The sequence below is a fragment of the Streptomyces sp. NPDC042100 genome, assembly GCF_055582325.1.
Genome location: NZ_JBVJDK010000005.1, coordinates 215,991 through 236,190, shown reverse-complemented (window position 1 = coordinate 236,190; position 20,200 = coordinate 215,991). Strand labels below are relative to the sequence as shown.

Here is a 20,200-nt window from a genome sequence, read left to right as displayed (position 1 = left end):
GAGGGCCCCCGGGATACCCCGGGGGCCCTCCAAGGCGACGTGCCCAGACCCGCCTAGCGGACCTGCCGGCCCGCCTCCCTCAGCGCCTGCTTGACCTCGCCGATCCGCAGATCGCCGAAGTGGAAGACGGAGGCCGCGAGCACCGCGTCCGCGCCCGCGTCGATGGCCGGCGCGAAGTCGGACAGCTTGCCGGCGCCGCCGGAGGCGATCACCGGCACGGTCACGTGCCTGCGTACCGCCTCGATCATCTCGGTGTCGTAGCCGTCCTTGGTGCCGTCCGCGTCCATCGAGTTCAGCAGGATCTCCCCCGCGCCCAGCTCGGCCGCCCGGTGCGCCCACTCGACGGCGTCGATGCCGGTGCCCCGGCGCCCGCCGTGCGTGGTGACCTCGAAGGAGCCGGACTCGGTGCGCCGCGCGTCGACCGACAGGACCAGCACCTGTCGCCCGAAGCGCTCGGCGATCTCGCGGATCAGCTCGGGGCGGGCGATGGCGGCCGTGTTCACGCCCACCTTGTCCGCGCCGGCCCGCAGCAGCTTGTCGACGTCCTCGGCGGAGCGCACCCCGCCGCCGACGGTCAGCGGGATGAAGACCTGCTCGGCGGTGCGGCGCACCACGTCGTAGGTGGTCTCCCGGTCGCCGGAGGAGGCGGTGATGTCGAGGAAGGTCAGCTCGTCGGCGCCCTCGGCGTCGTACAGCTTGGCCATCTCGACGGGGTCGCCCGCGTCCCGCAGGTTCTGGAAGTTGACGCCCTTGACGACCCGGCCGTTGTCCACGTCCAGGCAGGGGATCACGCGTACGGCGAGGCTCATGCGGCCCCTCCCCCGGTACCGGCCGGGCGGTAGGCCTCCACCTCGACCTCGACGACCAGGCGGGGGTCGACGAAGCCGGAGACGATGATCATGGAGGCGGCGGGGCGGACGGTGTCGAAGAGCTCCTTGTGGGCCCGGCCGGCCTCGTCCACGTCCCGCGCGTGGGTGAGGTACATGCGGGTGCGGACGACGTGCTCGGCGCCCAGACCCAGCTGCCTCAGGGCGTCGAAGGCGACGTTGAAGGAGTTGACGGTCTGCTCGTACGGGCCGCCGTCGGCGATGGCGCCGCCCACCACGGAGGTGCAGCCGGCGACCAGGACGGTCCCGTTCGGCAGCTCCACCGCGCGGGAGTAGCCGAACTGCTCCTCCCAGGGGGCGCCGGTCACGACCTTGCGCACGGAGTCGCTCATGCGGTCGCCACCGCCTTGAGGGCCTCCTCCAGGGTGAACGCCTTCGCGTACAGCGCCTTGCCGACGATCGCGCCCTCGACGCCCAGCGGGACCAGGCCCGACAGGGCGCGCAGGTCGTCCAGCGAGGAGACGCCGCCCGAGGCGACGACCGGCTTGTCGGTGGCCGCGCAGACGTTCTTCAGGAGCTCCAGGTTGGGGCCCGCCAGCGTGCCGTCCTTGGCGATGTCGGTGACCACGTAGCGGGCGCAGCCCTCGGCGTCGAGGCGGGCCAGCGTCTCGTACAGGTCGCCGCCGTCACGGGTCCAGCCCCGGCCGCGCAGGGTGGTGCCGCGCACGTCCAGGCCGACCGCGATCTTGTCGCCGTGCTCGGCGATGACCTTGGCGACCCACTCGGGGGTCTCCAGGGCCGCGGTGCCCAGGTTGACGCGGGTGCAGCCGGTGGCGAGGGCGGCGGCGAGCGTGGCGTCGTCGCGGATGCCGCCGGAGAGCTCGACCTTGATGTCCATCGCCTCGGTGACCTCGCGGACCAGCTGCCGGTTGTCGCCGGTACCGAAGGCGGCGTCCAGGTCGACCAGGTGCAGCCACTCGGCGCCCGAGCGCTGCCAGGCCAGGGCCGCCTCCAGGGGCGAGCCGTAGGAGGTCTCGGTGCCGGACTCGCCGTGCACCAGCCGGACGGCCTGGCCGTCGCGGACGTCGACGGCGGGGAGGAGTTCGAGCGCGCGGGTCACAGGGTTCCGATCCAGTTGGTGAGGAGCTGGGCGCCGGCGTCGCCGGACTTCTCGGGGTGGAACTGGGTGGCCCACAGGGCACCGTTCTCCACCGCGGCGACGAACGGCTCGCCGTGGGTGGTCCAGCTCACCTTGGGGGCGCGGATGTGGGGGTTGCCGATCTCCAGCTCCCACTCGCGCACCCCGTAGGAGTGCACGAAGTAGTAGCGGGTGTCCGCGTCGAGCCCGGCGAAGAGCTCGCTGCCCTCGGGCGCGTCGACCGTGTTCCAGCCCATGTGGGGCACGACCGGCGCCTTCAGCGGCTCGACCGAGCCGGGCCACTCGTCGAGCCCCTCGGTCTCCACGCCGTGCTCGATGCCCCGGGCGAAGAGGATCTGCATCCCGACGCAGATGCCCATGACCGGACGCCCGCCGGAGAGCCGGCGCCCGACGATCCAGTCGCCCCGGGCCGCCTTCAGGCCCTCCATGCAGGCGGAGAAGGCGCCGACGCCGGGGACCAGCAGCCCGTCGGCGTTCATGGCGCGCTCGTAGTCGCGGGTGATCTCGACGTCGGCGCCGACCCGGGCCAGGGCCCGCTCGGCGGAGCGCACGTTGCCGAAGCCGTAGTCGAAGACGACGACCTTCTTGGGACCCGTCACGCTCATGACCACACGTCCAGCCGCAGCACGCCGGCCGCCAGGCACATGACGGCGCCGAAGGAGAGCAGCACGATCAGGCCCTTGGGCATCTTCTGCTTGACGAAGGAGTAGATGCCGCCGAGCAGGAAGAGCCCGACGACGATCAGGATGGTGGAGAGGCCGTTCACGGTTACAGCGCGCCCTTCGTGGAGGGGAGGATCCCGGCGGCGCGCACATCCCGCTCGGAGGCGTAGCGCAGGGCGCGGGCGAGGGCCTTGAACTGGCACTCGACGATGTGGTGGGCGTTGCGCCCGTACGGCACGTGGACGTGCAGCGCGATCTGCGCCTGGGCGACGAAGGACTCCAGGATGTGCCGGGTCATCGTCGTGTCGTAGGAGCCGATCATCGGCGCCATGTTCTCGGGCTCGGTGTGCACCAGGTACGGGCGGCCGGAGAGGTCGACGGTGACCTGGGCGAGCGACTCGTCCAGCGGGACGGTGCAGTTGCCGAAGCGGTAGATGCCGACCTTGTCGCCGAGGGCCTGCTTGAAGGCGGCGCCGAGGGCGAGGGCGGTGTCCTCGATGGTGTGGTGCGAGTCGATGTGGAGGTCGCCGTCGGTCTTCACGGTCAGGTCGAACAGACCGTGCCGGCCGAGCTGGTCCAGCATGTGGTCGTAGAACCCGACCCCGGTCGACACGTCGACCTTTCCGGTGCCGTCGAGGTCGATCTCGACGACGACGGACGTCTCCTTGGTGGTGCGCTCCACGCGGCCTACGCGGCTCATGCGTCCTGCTCCTTCTTCAACTCACGAACCGCGTCGAGGAACGCGTCGTTCTCTTCGGGGGTGCCCGCGGTGACCCGCAGCCAGCCCGGTACGCCGTTGTCCCGGACCAGGACGCCCCGGTCGAGGATCTTCCGCCAGGCCGCGTGGGAGCCCTCCGCTCCGGCGAAGCGGCCGAACTGGACGAAGTTGGCGTCGGAATCGGTGACCTCGTAGCCGAGGGCCCGCAGCTCGGTGACGAGGCGGTCGCGCTCGGCCTTGAGCTGCTCGACGTACCCGAGGAGGGTGTCGGTGTGCTCCAGGGCGGCGAGCGCGGTGGCCTGGGTGACGGCGGACAGGTGGTACGGCAGGCGCACCAGCTGGACGGCGTCGACCACGGCGGGGTGGGCGGCGAGGTAGCCCAGGCGCAGCCCGGCGGCGCCGAAGGCCTTGGACATGGTCCGGGAGACCACCAGGTTCGGCCGGCCCTCGATGAGGGGCAGCAGCGAGTCGCGGTGGCTGAACTCCACGTACGCCTCGTCGACGACCACCAGCGAGGGCTTGGCGGCCTGCGCGGCCTCGTACAGCGCGAGCACCGTCTCGGCCTCGACCGCCGTCCCCGTGGGGTTGTTGGGCGAGGTGACGAAGACGACGTCCGGCGCGTGCTCGGCGATGGCCCGCCGGGCCGCCGCGAGGTCGATGGTGAAGTCCTCGTCGCGGGGGCCGGAGATCCAGCCGGTGCCGGTGCCCCGGGCGATGAGGGCGTGCATGGAGTACGAGGGCTCGAAGCCGATCGCGGTGCGGCCGGGTCCGCCGAAGGTCTGGAGCAGTTGCTGGAGCACCTCGTTGGAGCCGTTGGCGGCCCACACGTTGCCCAGGGCGACGGGGTGCTTTCCGGTACGGGTGAGGTAGCGGGCGAGCTCGGTGCGCAGCTCGACGGCGTCGCGGTCGGGGTAGCGGTTGAGGCCCCGGGCGGCCTCGGCGACCCGCTCCGCGATCCGGGCCACCAGGGCCTCGGGCAGCGGGTAGGGGTTCTCGTTGGTGTTCAGCTGGACGGGGACGTCGAGCTGGGGCGCGCCGTACGGGGACTTGCCCTTCAGCTCGTCGCGGATCGGGAGGTCGTCGATACGGACCTTGTCGTACGAGGTCACTTGCTCTCCGGCACCTTCCACCCGAACCGGGCCTTGATCGCCGCACCGTGCGCGGGCAGGTCCTCCGCCTCGGCGAGCGTCACCACGTGGTGGGCGACCTCGGCGAGCGCGTCGCGCGTGTAGTCGACGATGTGCACGCCGCGCAGGAAGGACTGCACGGACAGGCCCGAGGAGTGGCAGGCGCAGCCGCCGGTGGGCAGCACGTGGTTGGAGCCGGCGCAGTAGTCGCCGAGGGAGACCGGCGCCCAGGGGCCGACGAAGACCGCGCCCGCGTTGCGGACCCGGTCGGCGACGGCGGCGGCGTCGGCGGTCTGGATCTCCAGGTGCTCGGCGCCGTAGGCGTCGACGACCCGCAGGCCCTCCTCCAGGCCCGCGACCAGGACGATCGCGGACTGGCGGCCGGCCAGCGCGGGGACGATCCGGTCGTCGACGTGCTTGGAGACGGCGACCTGGGCCTTGAGCTCGGCCTCGACGGCCTCGGCGAGCTCCACCGAGGCGGTGACGAGGACGGAGGCGGCCATCGGGTCGTGCTCGGCCTGGCTGATCAGGTCGGCGGCGACGTGCACCGGGTCGGCGGTGGCGTCGGCGAGGACGGCGATCTCGGTGGGGCCGGCCTCGGCGTCGATGCCGATGCGGCCCTTGAGGAGGCGCTTGGCGGCGGCGACGTAGATGTTGCCGGGGCCGGTGACCAGGTTGACGGGCGCGCAGCCGGGCGCCTCGGGGCTGCCCTCGGTGCCGTACGCGAACATGGCGACGGCCTGGGCGCCGCCGGCGGCGTAGACCTCGTCGACGCCGAGCAGGGCGCAGGCGGCCAGGATCGTCGGGTGCGGCAGTCCGCCGAACTCGCGCTGCGGCGGCGAGGACACGGCGATGCCCTCGACCCCGGCCTCCTGGGCGGGGACGACGTTCATCACGACGGACGAGGGGTAGACGGACCGGCCGCCCGGCACGTACAGGCCGACGCGCTCGACGGGGATCCACTTCTCGGTGACCGTGCCGCCGGGCACGACCTGGGTGGTGTGGGTGGTGCGGCGCTGGGCGCGGTGGACCAGACGGGCGCGGCGGATGGACTCGTCGAGGGCGGCGCGGACGGCCGGATCCAGCTCGTCGAGGGCGCGGGTGAGCTCCTCGGCGGGCACGCGCAGGCTCTCGACGCGGACGCCGTCGAACTTCTCCCCGTAGTCGATCACCGCTGCGGCGCCATGATGCCGGACGTCCTCGCAGATCGGCCGCACCTTCTCCAGGGCGGCTTCCACGTCGAACTCGGCACGGGGCAGCAGGTCGCGCAGGGCGGCACCCTCGGGGAGGGCCGCGCCGCGCAGATCGATTCGAGAGATCACGGGTCAATTCTCGCAGACGGCCCAGAGCCCCGGACGCCCGTATCACTGGCTGATACGGGCCACTCTGGCGTCTTGTCGCCACTCCTGACCGTTAGCGTTCAGTCCGTCACTCAGCGGGAAGAACGGCTGTACGAATCCGGGAAAGCGGAATCGTGAGAAGCGAGGGGGGCGGCGGTGACCGAGCCGCGCGTGGACGACGGGGTGCCCGAGGGCCTGACCGGCCCGGAGCGCTACATGTGGCGGGCGTTCAGGATCGGCAAGGCCTGTGATCTCAGGGAGGGGGTCGCGGAGCGGGACGACCCGTTCGACCGGCAGCTCACCTGGGGCGCCGAGCGCAGCGTGCGGGCCGAGGTGGTGGCGCTGCTGCTGCTCGACGGACCGCAGGCCCGGTCCGGGCGCGTCGCGGCCCTGAAGCTGCGCGGCGCGCGGATCACGGGGGTGCTCAACCTGGCGGGCGGCACGATAGGGCCGTACGTGGAGCTGAACGGCTGCCGCTTCGACGGCGAGGTGGTGCTGCCGGAGGCCAAGTTCGGGACGCTGCGGATCATCGAGTGCGCGATACCCCGCCTGGAGGCCGCCCGGCTGCACACGGCGGGCGACCTCCACCTGCCGCGCTGCCGGGTGGAGCGGGGCATCCGCCTGACGGACGCGCAAATCGGCACGGACCTGCTGATCAACCAGATCCGGGTGTGGCCCGACCGGCGCGGCCGGGCGATCACCGCGGACGGCCTGGTGGTCGCCCAGGACCTCCAGGCGGAGCTGATCGAGACGCACGGGGAGGTGAGCCTGCGCGGGGCGAAGGTCGGCGTGTCGCTGAGCCTGCGGGGCAGCGTGCTGCGCGGCGCCCAGCAGCGCCGCGCGCTGAACGCGCCGCAGCTGACGGTCGAGCGCACCCTCTACCTGAACGCCGCCTGGGTCTACGACGCCTCCGGCGACTCGACGGCGACCCCGCCCTACGGGGTGACCCCGTCCCAGGGCGCCCGCCGCAAGCCGGTGGAGTGCCACGGCGGGGTGCGGCTGGACGACGGGCGGTTCGGCGACTCGCTGGACCTGCACTACGCCCGCTTCCTGCTGGACGGCGCCCGCCGCGAGGAGCTGTCGCTGCGCCGCATCGTCACACCGGAGCTCCGCTTCAACGGCGAGCGCCCCGAGGAGGGCCGGGTGGTGCTGAACGGCGCGAAGGTGGTGACCCTGATCGACCTCTCCACCAGCTGGCCGGGCCCCGGCGGCCTGGCGCTGAGCGGCTTCGTCTACGAGAACCTCGTGCCGTACGGGCACTTCCCGCTGAGCAGACGCCTGGAGTGGGTGGCGTCGGCGACCCCGGAGTACGCGCCGGAGCCGTACGAGCGGCTGGCGACGGTGCTGCGGAACAGCGGGGAGGACGCCGACGCGCGGATGGTGCTGCTCGCCAAGCAGCGCCGCCGCCGGGAGACCCTGCCCCTGGCGGGCAAGGCGTGGGGCTACGTCCAGGACCTCGCGGTGGCCTACGGCTACCGCCCGGGCCGGGCGATGGTGTGGATGGCGGTGCTGTGGGCGGCGGGCGCCTACGCGTTCGCGCACTACGACCCGGTCGCGCTGAAACCGGGCGAGGCCCCCAAGTGGAACGCCACCCTCTACGCCCTGGACGTCCTGCTCCCGGTGATCGACCTGGGCCAGGCCGGCTACTGGCGGATGGAGGGCTTCTGGCAGTGGGCGTCGACGGTGCTGATCCTGCTGGGCTGGGTGCTGGCGACCACGGTGGCGGCGGGCGCGTCCCGCCTCCTGAGACGCGGCTGAGCCCGAGGAGACACCGAAGCCCCCCTTCCTTTACACACTCTTGACTGACCCCAGGACAACCTTCCAGCCGCCACCAAGTCTTCACAGTCCCCCACTGGCGCGCCTCTCACCTGCGCTTTTCAATGTTTTGCACCATGTCATTGCTCCGCGCCCTGATCGGCACCGCCCGGATCGTCCGGCACGCCCCGCGGCTGGCCGCCGGCCTCCCGCCGGACGACGACGTGCTGCTGGACGCGCCGGATGAGCGCCTGGCGCCGGCTCTGGTCGCCGCCGCCCTGGGCGACCCGGAACCGGCGGCGAAGCTCCTCGCCACCACCCGGGACGCGGCCGACTGGGAGGAGCGCGACCACTACGTCACCCGGCTGAGCACCTTCGCGTACGGCAGGGACGCCTGGCTGCGGCACTGGCTCTCGGCCGGCCCGGACGACCCGGACGCCCTCCTCGTCGCGGCCCAGCTCGCGGTGCGCCGCGCCTGGGAGTCGCCGGCCAGGGCGGAGCGGCTGCGGGAACTGGACCCGCTGATCGACGCGGCGACCGCCGCCGCCCCGCGCGACCCGGTGCCGTGGCGGCTGGCGCTGGACCACGCGCGGGGCGCGCACGCCGGGCACACCCGCTTCGAGGCGCTGTGGGAGCAGGCCGTGCGCCGCGCCCCGCACCACTACGGCTGTCATGTGGCGGCGCTCGAATACCTGTCGGCGCGGTGGTACGGCTCGCACCGGGAGTGCTTCGACTTCGCCGAGCAGGCGGCGGAGGACGCGCCGCCCGGCTCCCTGGCGCGGACCCTGCCGGTCCGGGCGGCCTTCGCGCAGCTCCTCGCGGACCCGGACCACGGGGTGCCGGCCGCGCGGCTGGACGCGGCGGCGGACCGGGCGCTGGCCCGCTCCGCGGACGCGCCGTGGCCGCCGGAGACCCGCAACCTCCTGGTGCGCGTCCTCGTCCACCGGTCCCGCTGGCACGAGGCCCTGGCGGAGTTCGCCCGGATCGGCACCCTGGCCACCTCGTTCCCCTGGGGCGCGCGGGCGGAGGACCCGCTGCGGGCCTTTCTGGACGCCCGGACCACCACGGTCCGGGAGGCCGCCCGGCGCACCCGGCCGCGCGAGGGCGCCCGGACCCGGTCATGACGGGCCGGACGCCCATTACGCTTGACCGCTGTGACCACAGCTCGCCTGCCCCTGTTCCCGCTCAACGCGGTGCTGTTCCCGGGCCTCGTGCTGCCCTTGAACGTCTTCGAGCAGCGTTATCGCGCCATGATGCGCGAACTGCTGAAGACCGACGACTCCGAGCCGCGGCGCTTCGCGGTGGTGGCGATCCGGGACGGCCGGGAGGTCGCGCCGACGGCGCCGGGCCTGCCGGACCAGACGGCCCTGCCGGAGAAGGGCCCCACGGCCGGCTTCGGCCCCGACCCGATCCAGGCCTTCCACCGGGTGGGCTGCATCGCCGACGCGGCCCAGATCCGGGAGCGCCCGGACGGCGGCTTCGAGGTGATGGCCACGGGCACGACCCGGGTGCGGCTGCTGTCGGTGGACTCCGGCGGCCCGTTCCTGACCGCGGAGCTGGAGGAGATCCCGGAGGAGCGGGGCGACGAGGCCGAAGCCCTGGCCGAGGGCGTCCTGCGGGCCTTCAGGAACTACCAGAAGCGGCTCGCGGGCGCCCGCGAACGCTCGCTGACCACGAGCGAACTGCCGGACGACCCGTCCGTCGTCTCGTACCTGGTCGCGGCCGCCGCCGTCCTGGACACCCCGACGAAGCAGCGCCTGCTCCAGGCGCCGGACACGGCGACGCGGCTGCGCGAGGAGCTGGCGCTGCTGCGCAAGGAGACGGCGGTCCTGCGCCACCTCCCGTCCCTGCCCGCGGTGGAACTGACCCGCACACCGACCAGCCCGAACTAGGACAAGCCATGGCCAAGAAGGAAAAGAAACCAGGCGGCACCCCGGCAACGGTGGCACTGACATCGACGGGCACCCCCTTCACCCTGCACGCGTACGAGCACGACCCGGCGAGCCCCTCGTACGGCGAAGAGGCGGCTCAGGCGATGGGCGTGGAGCCGACCAGGGTGTTCAAGACGCTGGTGGCGGACGTGGACGGCGAGCTGACGGTCGCGGTGGTCCCGGTGGCGGGCCAGCTGGACCTGAAGGCGCTGGCGGCGGCGGTGGGAGGCAAGAAGGCCGCGATGGCGGACCCGGCGGCGGCCGAACGCACGACCGGCTACGTGCGGGGCGGCATCTCCCCGCTGGGCCAGCGCAAGCGCCTGCGCACGGTCCTGGACAGCTCGGCGGAACAGCACGCCACCATCTGCGTCTCGGCGGGCCGCAGGGGCCTGGAAGTGGAACTGGCCCCGCAGGCCCTGGCCCACCTGACGAACGCGACGCTCGCCCCTATCGGCCGCGGCTGAGAATCGACGCGAGCGGGCGCGGTGGAAGGGGCCGCGCCCCCGCGAGCCCCCGCCGACGCCTCAGACAGTGGGCAACGGCGGCCAGGCCCCGTCCTCGGGCTCAGGGTCACGGGGCCCGAAGAGGGCGGTGAGCCCGAGGTGCACGATCATCGCGGCGATGGGCCAGGCGAGCATCGCGGCGGCGGCCATGTTGAGCTCCAGAGGCGCCTGGAAGTCGACATGGGGCCCTACGGCCTTGGCATGGGCGACGACATCCCGCTCGGGCCCGAGGGAGACCCCCACCCACCAGGCGAGCAGCGACCCGAGCACACCACCCGCGGCGAGCCCGAGCACCAGCGCGACACCACCGTGCCGGTGCACGAGGAAGACGACGAGGGCGGCGACGGCGCCGAACCCGAGCGCGAGCAGCACGAAGGTGCCGTCGATCCCGATCGCGGCCTCCCCCTCGCTGTTGCGCAGGAAGACGGCCTTGCCGTCCGAGATGAGGGTGACGCGCGGGGAGAGCCACACCCAGAGCAGCCCGAGCAGCGCACCGACGACGCCGGAGACGACCGCCACGACGGCGGCCTGCCGCAGCTCGGTCACGGTGCTGGGGGCGCCGTCCGGAGCGTCGTCCGCGGGGTGGGGCGCGGGCCACGGGGAGTCGTGCGGCGGCTGGTGGGGCGGCGTCAGAGGTGCGGTCACCCCGCCATCGTGCCAGGTGTGGCTGTGGGCCGCCTCAGCGGACCGCCGCACGCCGGTAGGCCCAGGTGGCGACGGCCAGCGACAGCACCCCGACGGCACCGCAGACGGCGAGGTCGAGGCAGACGGCCCCCCAGTCGGGCCGCTCGTCGAAGGTCCGGGCGAGCGCCTCGACGCCGTACGTGGAGGGCAGCAGGTCCCGCGCCCAGCCGATCGGCCCGGGCAGCCGCTCGGCGGGCAGCACCCCGAGCAGCAGCGCGGCGGACATGCCGAGCTGCCCGAGCAGGGTGGCGAGCTCCGGCCGGGGCGCGAGCAGCCCGAGCGCGGCGCCGAGCCCGGCGAGGGCGGCGCCGGAGAGCGGCACGACGGCGGCGAGGATCCACAGGTGCCCGAGCGGCAGCCCGAAGAGCACGGACCCGGCGACGGCGGTCACGAGGGTGCCGGGCACGGTGAAGGAGGCGTACGCCCCGGCGGCGCCGAGCACGACGGCGGCGGGCGGCACGGGCAGGGTGGCGTAGTGGTCGAGCCCGCCGCCGGCCCGTAGCTGCCCGAAGTACTGGGCGAGCAGGTTGAGCGCGACGAAGGCGACGACGAGCACGGAGGACCCGGCGACGACGGCCCGCGCCTCGGAGCCCCCGTCGACGACCCCCCGCATCAGCACCATGATCCCCACCGACTGGAAGGTGGCGACGAAGAGCAGCGGGATCCGGGAGACCCGGGCGCGCGAGAGCTGCGCGCGGTAGACGGCGGCGAGGGAGGGCCCCAGCCGGGCGCGGGGCGCGAGGGGCGCGGCGTCGTGGTCCTCGGCGTCCCGGGCGGGCTCGTGGCCGAGGGCGGCGGCGGGCAGGACCTCCGCGGGCAGGGTGCTCAACTCGTACGGCTCCTGACATGGGGCAAGGACGTCACGCCTTCACCAGTCCCCGGTTCTCGCCGCCGAGCGCGAGGTACACGTCCTCCAGGCTCGGCGTCGCCAGCGTGAAGTCGTCGAGGGCGGCGAAGGCGGCGCCGCCGGTGACGGCGGCGACCGCCGCGCGGGCCTCGTCGGGGGCGAGCCGCAGCGTCCAGCGCCGCCCGGTCTCCTGGGCGGCGGGGCGCAGCGCGGCGACCTCGGGGAGGTCGAGGGGCGCCCGCTCGCGCCAGACGAGGTCGACGCGGACCTCCCCGGCGACGCGCTCCTTGAGCCCGGCGGGGGTGTCGCAGGCGATGACCCGGCCCCGGTCGATGACGGCGACGCGGTCGAGGACGGTCTCGGCCTCGATGACGTTGTGGGTGACGAGCAGCACGGTGGCGCCGCGTTCGGCGCGCCGCCGGTCGACGGCGGCCCAGACGGCCCGGCGGGCGACGGGGTCCATGCCGGTGGTGGGCTCGTCGAGGACGAGGACGGGCCGTTCGCCGACGAGGGCGGCGGCGACGCAGGCGAGCCGGCGCTGTCCGCCGGAGAGCTTCTTGAGGGGGCGCCCGGCGATCTCGGCGAGTCCGAGTTCGTCGAGTACGGCGTCGCGCTCGGCGCGGGCCGCGCGGACGTCGAGTCCGCGCAGCCGCCCGGTGGTCTCGGCGGCGAGGGCGACGGTGAGCTCGTCGAGCGCGGTGGACTCCTGGCCGAGGTGGGCGAGGAGGCGGGAGGCGCGCTCGGGGTGGCGCACGAGGTCGTGGCCGAGCATCCGGACGGTGCCGGAGTCGGGGCGCATGAGTCCGGTGAGCTGGCGGACGAGGGTGGACTTGCCGGCGCCGTTGGGTCCGAGCAGCCCGAAGATCTCACCGCCGGCCACGTCGAGGCTGATCCCGTCGGTGGCCCGGACCTCGGGGGTCGCGGGGGCTCCGCGTCTGCCGCGCGTGGCGGGGTACGTCTTGACCAGATCCCGCACCACGCACACCGTACTCACGAGGGATGAGCCTACGGGGTCCCCCGGCTCTCCTCGGGCGCGGGGGCGTGTTGGGCGGCGGCGTGGACGTCGATCTCGCGCCAGAAGCCCGCCCGGATGGCGTAGCGGTCGTGCTCGTCGATCTGGTCGTCCTTGTGGGCGAGGAGCCCGAAGCGGGCGGCGTACCGGAGGAGTTCCCCGTCGATGCGGTGCGGGATGCGCGGGTACATGACGGCGAGCTTCTGGACGTGGCCGGGTTCGGTGAGCCGGTCGAGCCAGCGGCGGGCGAAGACCTGGCCGACCTCGTAGGGGTCGCCGCCGACGGTGGTGATGTCCTCCTCGCGGTCGGCCCAGCGCTGCTCGGCGCTGGTGAGCTGGGCGAGGGTGGGCAGGACGGCGGTCTCGGCGGGTTCGCCGAGGGGGGCGGCGGGCCGGTCGATCCAGCCCTTGTCGGAGGACCAGCGGAGGGTGGCGCCGTTGGCGCCGTTGGCCCCGTTGACGTGGGGGGCGGCGGGCGCGGCGGGCCCGCGCAGGGCGGCGAGGTCCTTGGGGGTGGGGACGGTCTTGGCGGAGGCGGGCGCGGGGATGACGGAGCCGTTGACGCCCTCGGTGCCGGCGGTGTCCGGGCCCGCGGGCCCGCCGGAGTCGGCGCGGGCCGGGTCGTGGGCGACGGCGGCGGTCGCGGCGGCGGCCCGTTCGGCGGAGGCGGCGAGGGCGGATTCGGGCAGCGGCGCGGAGAGGATGGCGGCGATCTCGGGGCGGGGCGCGGGCGGCGGGGCGCAGAGCCCGCTGAGGTCGCGGGCGCGGACGGCCCGGGTGATCCAGGCCCGGTCGAGGACGCTGCGCTCGTCGGCCTCGGCGACGAGGTCCTCGGACTGGTTGTAGTCGCCGTCGGCGGCCTGGACGGCCCAGAGGTGGACGGCGACGCCGTGCTCCTTGGCGGACATGAGGCCGGGGAGGAGGTCGCCGTCGCCGGTGACGAGCACGATGTCGGAGCAGGCGCGGTTGCGGGCGAGCTCGGTGAGCTCGGTGTGCATGGCGGCGTCGACGCCCTTCTGGGCCCAGCGTCCGTCGCTGCGGGTCAGGGCGCCGAGCCGGACGGTGACCCGGGGCATCACGCGGAGCCGGCGGTGCTCGGGCTGGGGCACCCGGTCGGGCGCGCCGTCGAACCAGTAGATCCGCAGCAGCGGCAGGGCGGTGTCGGCCTCGGCGCGCTCGCGGAGCTGCCGGATCAGCGCGGCGTGGTCGACGGTGATCCGTGAGCGGGCCGGCTCCCCGGCGAGGAGGCTGGCGGCGGCGCCCAGCAGATAGCCGGCGTCCACCAGGACGACGCAGCGGTCCACGTGTTCCACCCTCTTTCGGGAACCTCGGGATCGGAAGTGCTCCAGGTTGCTCCGAGTCTGCCCGACGGCGCCGACGGAGAGGTCCGGAACTGGATCATCGGCGTGGCGGATCTCACTAGGAGACCGCGACTACGGTCCGTAATGATCCAAAATGCGACGCTTCGCGCGCTATGTGAGTCTGACAGCGGCCCTGGCCCACACCCTCTTGAGGAGGCATCACCCGATGGCCAAGAACCGAAAGCAGGACCGCAGTCAGCAGCAGCGCGGCTCGCAGGCCGAGCGCGGCCGGCAGCAGGCGCAGGCGTCCGCGATGGAGTCCCAGGCCGAGCAGCGCGCCACCCAGGTCACGCCGGGCGACATGGCGCGCAAGGGCCGCCAGAAGCGCTTCGGGCACAACTGACGGCAGCCACCGGCAAAGGGGCGCGCCCGTGACGACGGGCGCGCCCCTTGCGCGTGGGCGTGAAGGTCCTATCCGGCCAGGCAGGACGGCCCGAGCAGCACCTTCAGGTCACCGAAGAGCGCGGGGTCGGGCTGTACCCGGTGCCGGTCGAGCCGGAGCACGGTGGTGGAGCGGGGGCCCTGGAGCTTGATGCGGACCTCGGTGTTGCCCCGGTGGTGCTTGAGGATCTCGCCGAGCCTGCTGACCATCGGCGGGGTGACCTTGACGGTGGGGATGGTGAGGATCACGGGGGCGTTGGTCCCGGCGTTGGAGAGGTCGGGGACCATCAGCTCCATGGCGACCAGCCGGGGGATGTCCTCGCGCTTGTCGAGCCGTCCCTTGACGAAGACGACGGTGTCCTCGACGAGCTGGGTGGAGACCAGCTGGTAGGTGGCCGGGAAGAACATGCACTCGATGGAGCCGGCCAGGTCCTCGACGGTGGCGATGGCCCAGGCGTTGCCCTGCTTGGTCATCTTGCGCTGGAGGCCGGAGATGATGCCGCCGATGGTGACGACGGCGCCGTCGGCGTGCTCGCCGCCGGTGAGCTGGGAGATGCCGGCGTCGGTCTTGTCGGAGAGCACGTGCTCCAGGCCGAAGAGCGGGTGGTCGGAGACGTACAGGCCGAGCATCTCGCGCTCCTGGGCGAGCAGGTAGGCCTTCTCCCACTCGACGTCGGAGAACTGGACGTCGAGGCCGAAGCCGGGCTCGTCGTTGTCCTCCTCGCCCATGCCGCCGAAGAGGTCGAACTGTCCCTCGGCCTCCTTGCGCTTGACGGCGACCACGGTGTCGATCATGGGCTCGTGCTGGGCGACCAGGCCCTTGCGGGTGTGGCCCATGGTGTCGAAGGCGCCGGCCTTGATCAGCGACTCGACGGTCCGCTTGTTGCAGACGACGGCCTCGACCTTGTCGAGGAAGTCGGGGAACGAGGAGTACTTCCCCTTGCTCTTCCGCGTCTTGATGATCGACTCGACGACGTTGGAGCCGACGTTGCGGACGGCGGTGAGGCCGAAGAGGATCACGTCGTCGCCCTGGGCGGCGAAGTTCGACTCGGACTCGTTGACGTTCGGCGGGAGCACCTTGATGCCCATGCGGCGGCACTCGTTCAGGTAGACGGCGGACTTGTCCTTGTCGTCCTTGACCGAGGTGAGCAGGCCCGCCATGTACTCGGCGGGGTAGTTCGCCTTGAGGTAGGCGGTCCAGTAGGAGACCAGGCCGTACGCGGCGGAGTGCGCCTTGTTGAAGGCGTAGCCGGCGAAGGGGACCAGCACGTCCCACAGGGCCTTGATGGCCTCGTCGCTGAAGCCCTTCTTCTTGGCGCCGGCCTCGAAGATCACGAAGTTCTTGGCGAGCTCGTCGGGCTTCTTCTTGCCCATGACGCGGCGGAGGATGTCGGCCTCGCCGAGCGAGTAGCCGGCGATGATCTGGGCGGCCTTCTGGACCTGCTCCTGGTAGACGATGAGGCCGTAGGTGACCGCGAGCACCTCTTCGAGCGGCTGCTCCAGCTCGGGGTGGATCGGGGTGATCTCCTGCTGCTTGTTCTTGCGCAGGGCGTAGTTCGTGTGCGAGTTCATGCCCATCGGGCCCGGGCGGTAGAGCGCGGACACGGCGGAGATGTCTTCGAAGTTGTCGGGCTTCATCAGCCGCAGCAGGGACCGCATGGGTCCGCCGTCGAACTGGAAGACGCCGAGGGTGTCGCCGCGCTGGAGCAGCTCGAAGGTCTTGGGGTCGTCGAGCGGGAGGGCCAGGAGGTCGAGGTCGATCCCCTTGTTGGCCTTCACCATCTTGACGGCGTCGTCCATGATCGTGAGGTTGCGCAGGCCGAGGAAGTCCATCTTCAGCAGGCCGAGCGACTCGCACTGCGGGTAGTCCCACTGCGTGATGGTGACGCCGTCGGTGTGCCGGACCCAGATCGGGGCGTGGTCGACGATGGGCTCGCTGGACATGATCACGCCGGCGGCGTGCACGCCCATCTGGCGGACCAGGCCCTCGACGCCCTTGGCGGTGTCGATGACCTTCTTGACGTCCGGCTCGTTCTCGTACATCCCGCGGATCTCGCCGGCCTCGCTGTAGCGCGGGTGCGAGGGGTTGGTGATGCCGTCGAGGTCGATGCCCTTGCCGAGGACGTCGGCGGGCATGGCCTTGGTGAGCCGGTCGCCCATGGCGTACGGGTAGCCGAGGACGCGGGCGGAGTCCTTGATCGCGTTCTTGGCCTTGATCTTGCCGTACGTGCCGATCATGGCGACCTTGTCGGCGCCGTACTTCTCGGTCACGTACCGGATCACCTCGACGCGCCTGCGCTCGTCGAAGTCGATGTCGACATCGGGCATCGAGATGCGCTCGGGGTTGAGGAAGCGCTCGAAGATCAGGCCGTGCGGGATGGGGTCCAGGTCGGTGATGCCCATGGCGTACGCGACGATCGAGCCGGCCGCGGAGCCTCGGCCGGGGCCGACCGCGATGCCCTGGCTCTTGGCCCACATGATGAAGTCGGCGACGACGAGGAAGTAGCCCGGGAAGCCCATCGAGATGATCGTGTCCATCTCGTACTCGACCTGCTTCATGCGGTCCTCGGGGATGCCCCCGGGGAAGCGCCGCTCCATGCCCTTCATGGTCTCCGCGCGGAACCAGGTGACCTCGGTGTAGCCCTCCGGGATGTCGAACCTCGGCATGAGGTTCTTGGCCTCGAACATGCCGGTGGTGTCGATCTGCTCGGCGACCAGGAGGGTGTTGCGGCAGCCCTCCTGCCAGGCGTCGGAGGAGTCGACGGCGTACATCTCGTCCGTGGACTTCAGGTAGTAGCCGGTGCCGTCGAACTTGAAGCGGTCCGGGTCGGAGAGGTTCTTGCCGGTCTGGATGCACAGCAGGGCGTCGTGGGCGGTGGCCTCGTGCGCGTAGGTGTAGTGCGAGTCGTTGGTGACCAGCGGCGGGATGCCGAGCTTCTTGCCGATCTCCAGGAGCCCGTCGCGGACCCGGCGCTCGATCTCGATGCCGTGGTCCATCAGCTCCAGGAAGTACCGGTCCTTGCCGAAGATGTCCTGGTACTCGGAGGCGGCCTTCAGGGCCTCGTCGAACTGGCCGAGGCGGAGCCTGGTCTGCAGCTCGCCGGAGGGGCAGCCGGTGGAGGCGATCAGGCCCTCGGACCACTGGGAGATGGTCTCCTTGTCCATCCGGGGCCACTTCTGGAGCCAGCCCTCGGCGTACGCGTCGGAGGAGAGCCGGAAGAGGTTGTGGAGGCCGGTGGCGTTCGCCGCCCAGATGGTCTTGTGGGTGTAGCCGCCGGAGCCGGAGACGTCGTCCCGCTTCTGGTGCGGCTGGCCCCACTGGATCTTCCGCTTGTTGCGCCGGGACTCCGGGGCGACGTACGCCTCGATGCCGATGATCGGCGTGACGCCGGCCTTCTTGGCGCTGTGGAAGAAGTCGTAGGCCCCGTGCAGATTGCCGTGGTCGGACATGGCGATATGGGTCATGCCCATCTCGTTGCACGCGTTGAACATGTCCTTCAGCCGCGCGGCACCGTCCAGCAGGGAGTACTGGGTGTGGACGTGGAGGTGCGTGAAGGGCGGCTTGGTCACGGTGGGATGCCTCCGATGAATTCCTGGGGGGACAGCGTCGAAGTCTACGTCGGCCGACTGACAGACCGCGGGCACTCGGCGGTACGGTCACGCGTTGGAAGACCGGGAACACCTGTCCCAATTGTCATGAACAGTCGTGCACCAGGAGGCACCCTCGATGTCGGTCACCCAGCCCACCGCGGCCGAGCGCGGTGAGCAGATCCTCGCCGTCTTCGACACCGCCTTCGGCGAGCTGCTCGCCGCCGACCCCGCCGCCTTCAAGGTCAAGTTCCGCAAGATGGCCGGCTCCGCCTTCGCCTTCTACCGGGGCACCGCCTGCCTCTTCTACCAGGACCTGGAGCGCGAGGCGCATGGCGGCCCGTATCTGGACGAGCGGACCGGCCGGGTGTGGATCCACGGCGATCTGCACGCGGAGAACTTCGGTACGTACATGGACGCCAACGGGCGCCTGATCTTCAACGTCAACGACTTCGACGAGGCCTATGTCGGCCCCTTCACCTGGGACCTCAAGCGGCTCGCCGCCTCCCTGGCGCTGCTGGGCTACCAGAAGGCGCTGGGCGACGAGCAGATCACCGAGCTGGTCCGGATCTGCGCCGCCGCCTACCGGGAGCGGATCCACGCGCTGGCGACCGGCGCCAAGGACGACGAGCTGCCGCCCTTCACCCTGGACACGGCCGGCGGCGCGCTGCTGGACGCGCTGCGCGACGCGCGCGGGATGACCCGCTTCGGGCTGCTGGACTCGATGACGGAGATCCGCGAGTACGAGCGCCGGTTCTCGGCCGGCGGCGGCGCGATCGAGCTGGACGCGGCCACCCGCTACAAGGTGCTGGCCGCCTTCGACGGCTATCTGGAGACCCTGCCGGAGGCGAGCCTGGTCCGCCCCGACTCGTACCGGGTGAAGGACGTCGTGGGCCGCCGGGGCATCGGCATCGGCTCGGCCGGCCTCCCCTCGTACAACATCCTCCTGGAGGGCCACAGCGACGCCCTGGAGAACGACGTCGTCATCTACATGAAGCAGGGGCAGACGCCGGCCGTCTCGCGCCATGTCACGGACGCGGCGGTACGGGACTACTTCCGGCACGAGGGCCACCGCACGGTGATCTCGCAGCGGGCGCTCCAGGCGCACGCCGACCCCTGGCTCGGCTGGACGGAGCTGGACGGGGCCGGGCAGCTCGTCGCCGAGGTCTCGCCGTACGCGGTGGACCTGGACTGGTCCGACATCGACGACCCGGAGGAGATCGCCGCGACCGTGGCCGACCTCGGGCGGGCCACGGCGGCCATGCACGCGGCGGCGGACGACCTCAGCGGGCAGTCGCTGGTGCCGTTCTCCACCGAGCGGGCCATCGACGCGGCCATCGCGGCCGACGAGGAGGGCTTCGCCGAGCTCCTGGTGGACTTCGCGCACTCCTACGGCGCCCGGGCGCGGGCCGACCACCAGATCTTCGTGGACCTCTTCCGGAACGGGCGCATCCCGGGGCTGTAGGGGCGTCCGGGACCGGCCCGGCGCATTCACAGCTCGGCCTTAGCGACCCCTTACGGGCGGGCATGACACACTTTCCCGGCGATGGACATGGCAAGCACTCAGCTGAGAGCCCTGCGGGCGGCGATCTTCACGACCCTGGTCGTGACGCTGTCCGTGGCCTCGCACGTGCTGCTGTCCGGGGTGCCGCTGCCGCTCGGGACGGTCGTCCCGGTCGCGGCCGGCGTCTTCGCCGTCGCCTACGCGCTGGCCGGGCGGGAGCGCGGCCTCGGCCCGATCGCCGGGCTGCTCGTGCCGCTGGAGCTGGCCGCCGACACGCTCTTCACCAGCGGCCAGACCGCCTGTTACGGGCCCACCGGCGGCCCGGTCTTCGGCGCGCTGCGCGCGGTGGGCTTCGACGCGCTGTGCGGCGGCGCCCTCGGCACCCCGCTGCCGGGCGTGGCGGCCCCGGGCAGCGGGACCGCGGCGGCGCTGCTGAGCTCCCCCGACCCGGCGGTGCCCTGGCTGCTGCTGGCCGCGCACATGGCGGTCGGGCTCTCGGCGGCCTGCTGGCTGCGCGGCGGGGAACGGGCCCTCGCCCGGCTGCTGCGCGCGGCCGAGGCCCTCGCCTTCCGGCCGCTGCGCCTGGTGGCGGCCTTCCTCCGCGTCCTGGGCACGGCCCCTCGGCGCGCCGGGCGTCCCGCGGACCGGCCGCACCGGTCGCGGGCCCGGCTGCTCGTGCACTCCGTGGGACGGCGTGGACCGCCGCGCTCCGCGGGCCTCCGGCTCGGCCGCGCGCCGATGCCCGCCCTCGTCTGAGCCGGCACGCGCCCCTTCCCCCCTCCTTCTTCTTCCTTCCTTCTT

Annotated in this window: 20 protein-coding genes; 7 read left to right on the top strand and 13 right to left on the bottom strand. The window is 72.6% G+C overall.

The genetic code is table 11. From position 1 onward, the window contains the following. Nucleotides 1-53: 53 nt before the first annotated feature. From hisF to hisD, 8 genes are read right to left on the bottom strand one after another with little or no spacing between them, the layout of a single operon-like run. Nucleotides 54-809, bottom strand: coding sequence for an imidazole glycerol phosphate synthase subunit HisF (gene hisF, locus ACZ6J5_RS13505; RefSeq protein WP_469390896.1), 756 nt, complete (start codon nucleotides 807-809; stop codon nucleotides 54-56). Next, nucleotides 806-1,219 (bottom strand): RidA family protein, encoded by a 414-nt coding sequence (locus tag ACZ6J5_RS13500; RefSeq protein WP_469390895.1) that lies wholly within the window; start codon nucleotides 1,217-1,219, stop codon nucleotides 806-808. The genes hisF and ACZ6J5_RS13500 overlap by 4 nt, the downstream gene beginning before the upstream one ends. After that, nucleotides 1,216-1,947 (bottom strand): bifunctional 1-(5-phosphoribosyl)-5-((5-phosphoribosylamino)methylideneamino)imidazole-4-carboxamide isomerase/phosphoribosylanthranilate isomerase PriA, encoded by a 732-nt coding sequence (priA, locus tag ACZ6J5_RS13495; protein ID WP_469390893.1) that lies wholly within the window; start codon nucleotides 1,945-1,947, stop codon nucleotides 1,216-1,218. The genes ACZ6J5_RS13500 and priA overlap by 4 nt, the downstream gene beginning before the upstream one ends. Continuing rightward, entirely contained in the window at nucleotides 1,944-2,591 is a 648-nt protein-coding gene (hisH, locus tag ACZ6J5_RS13490) for an imidazole glycerol phosphate synthase subunit HisH (RefSeq protein WP_469390891.1), read from the bottom strand. Before hisH ends, priA begins: the two co-directional genes overlap by 4 nt. Continuing rightward, the gene (locus tag ACZ6J5_RS13485; RefSeq protein ID WP_469390889.1) at nucleotides 2,588-2,752 is read right to left on the bottom strand and encodes a hypothetical protein; all 165 of its coding nucleotides are present in this window, start codon (nucleotides 2,750-2,752) and stop codon (nucleotides 2,588-2,590) included. Before ACZ6J5_RS13485 ends, hisH begins: the two co-directional genes overlap by 4 nt. A 2-nt stretch (nucleotides 2,753-2,754) precedes the next feature. Then, nucleotides 2,755-3,348: an imidazoleglycerol-phosphate dehydratase HisB gene (hisB, locus tag ACZ6J5_RS13480; protein WP_030211590.1), complete on the bottom strand. Its 594-nt coding sequence runs from the start codon at nucleotides 3,346-3,348 to the stop codon at nucleotides 2,755-2,757. Continuing rightward, nucleotides 3,345-4,475: a histidinol-phosphate transaminase gene (locus tag ACZ6J5_RS13475; RefSeq protein ID WP_469390886.1), complete on the bottom strand. Its 1,131-nt coding sequence runs from the start codon at nucleotides 4,473-4,475 to the stop codon at nucleotides 3,345-3,347. Before ACZ6J5_RS13475 ends, hisB begins: the two co-directional genes overlap by 4 nt. Further along, nucleotides 4,472-5,815 carry a histidinol dehydrogenase gene (gene hisD, locus ACZ6J5_RS13470; protein ID WP_469390884.1) on the bottom strand — a complete coding sequence of 448 codons (1,344 nt, stop codon included), beginning with the start codon at nucleotides 5,813-5,815 and terminating at the stop codon, nucleotides 4,472-4,474. The genes ACZ6J5_RS13475 and hisD overlap by 4 nt, the downstream gene beginning before the upstream one ends. Nucleotides 5,816-5,989: 174 nt before the next feature. Here hisD and ACZ6J5_RS13465 point away from each other — a divergent pair, with 174 nt between their 5' ends. The 4 genes from ACZ6J5_RS13465 (at nucleotide 5,990) to ybaK (ending at nucleotide 9,983) form a co-directional block, all read left to right on the top strand. Further along, the gene (locus tag ACZ6J5_RS13465) at nucleotides 5,990-7,591 is read left to right on the top strand and encodes an oxidoreductase (RefSeq protein ID WP_469390882.1); all 1,602 of its coding nucleotides are present in this window, start codon (nucleotides 5,990-5,992) and stop codon (nucleotides 7,589-7,591) included. Between the two features lie 134 nt (nucleotides 7,592-7,725). Continuing rightward, nucleotides 7,726-8,712, top strand: a complete 987-nt coding sequence (locus ACZ6J5_RS13460) for a hypothetical protein (RefSeq protein WP_469390880.1) — start codon at nucleotides 7,726-7,728, stop codon at nucleotides 8,710-8,712. Between the two features lie 30 nt (nucleotides 8,713-8,742). After that, nucleotides 8,743-9,480 carry an LON peptidase substrate-binding domain-containing protein gene (locus ACZ6J5_RS13455; protein ID WP_469390878.1) on the top strand — a complete coding sequence of 246 codons (738 nt, stop codon included), beginning with the start codon at nucleotides 8,743-8,745 and terminating at the stop codon, nucleotides 9,478-9,480. Nucleotides 9,481-9,488: 8 nt separating this feature from the next. Continuing rightward, nucleotides 9,489-9,983, top strand: coding sequence for a Cys-tRNA(Pro) deacylase (gene ybaK / locus ACZ6J5_RS13450; RefSeq protein WP_469390876.1), 495 nt, complete (start codon nucleotides 9,489-9,491; stop codon nucleotides 9,981-9,983). Nucleotides 9,984-10,043: 60 nt separating this feature from the next. Here the strand turns inward: ybaK and ACZ6J5_RS13445 are convergent, their stop codons facing one another. The 4 genes from ACZ6J5_RS13445 to ACZ6J5_RS13430 are packed head-to-tail and all read right to left on the bottom strand — an operon-like array spanning nucleotide 10,044 to nucleotide 13,878. Next, complete coding sequence (locus ACZ6J5_RS13445) at nucleotides 10,044-10,667, bottom strand: DUF2567 domain-containing protein (RefSeq protein WP_469390874.1); 624 nt, start codon at nucleotides 10,665-10,667, stop codon at nucleotides 10,044-10,046. 34 nt (nucleotides 10,668-10,701) lie between these two features. Beyond that, a complete protein-coding gene (locus ACZ6J5_RS13440; RefSeq protein WP_469391362.1) occupies nucleotides 10,702-11,511 on the bottom strand; it encodes an ABC transporter permease in 810 nt (269 codons plus the stop codon). Between the two features lie 55 nt (nucleotides 11,512-11,566). Continuing rightward, a complete protein-coding gene (locus ACZ6J5_RS13435) occupies nucleotides 11,567-12,538 on the bottom strand; it encodes an ABC transporter ATP-binding protein (RefSeq protein ID WP_469391360.1) in 972 nt (323 codons plus the stop codon). 20 nt (nucleotides 12,539-12,558) lie between these two features. Then, entirely contained in the window at nucleotides 12,559-13,878 is a 1,320-nt protein-coding gene (locus ACZ6J5_RS13430; RefSeq protein ID WP_469390872.1) for an NYN domain-containing protein, read from the bottom strand. 214 nt (nucleotides 13,879-14,092) lie between these two features. Between ACZ6J5_RS13430 and ACZ6J5_RS13425 the strand changes: the two genes are divergently transcribed. Beyond that, on the top strand, nucleotides 14,093-14,269 hold the full coding sequence (locus tag ACZ6J5_RS13425) for a hypothetical protein (RefSeq protein ID WP_362471155.1): 177 nt from the start codon (nucleotides 14,093-14,095) through the stop codon (nucleotides 14,267-14,269). Between the two features lie 68 nt (nucleotides 14,270-14,337). Here the strand turns inward: ACZ6J5_RS13425 and dnaE are convergent, their stop codons facing one another. Further along, the gene (gene dnaE, locus ACZ6J5_RS13420; RefSeq protein WP_469390870.1) at nucleotides 14,338-17,877 is read right to left on the bottom strand and encodes a DNA polymerase III subunit alpha; all 3,540 of its coding nucleotides are present in this window, start codon (nucleotides 17,875-17,877) and stop codon (nucleotides 14,338-14,340) included. Between the two features lie 157 nt (nucleotides 17,878-18,034). Here dnaE and ACZ6J5_RS13415 point away from each other — a divergent pair, with 157 nt between their 5' ends. Together ACZ6J5_RS13415 and ACZ6J5_RS13410 are read left to right on the top strand one after the other, a co-directional pair. After that, nucleotides 18,035-19,360: a DUF2252 domain-containing protein gene (locus ACZ6J5_RS13415; RefSeq protein WP_469390868.1), complete on the top strand. Its 1,326-nt coding sequence runs from the start codon at nucleotides 18,035-18,037 to the stop codon at nucleotides 19,358-19,360. Nucleotides 19,361-19,441: 81 nt separating this feature from the next. Further along, the gene (locus ACZ6J5_RS13410; RefSeq protein ID WP_469390866.1) at nucleotides 19,442-20,155 is read left to right on the top strand and encodes a hypothetical protein; all 714 of its coding nucleotides are present in this window, start codon (nucleotides 19,442-19,444) and stop codon (nucleotides 20,153-20,155) included. Nucleotides 20,156-20,200: the final 45 nt, after the last annotated feature.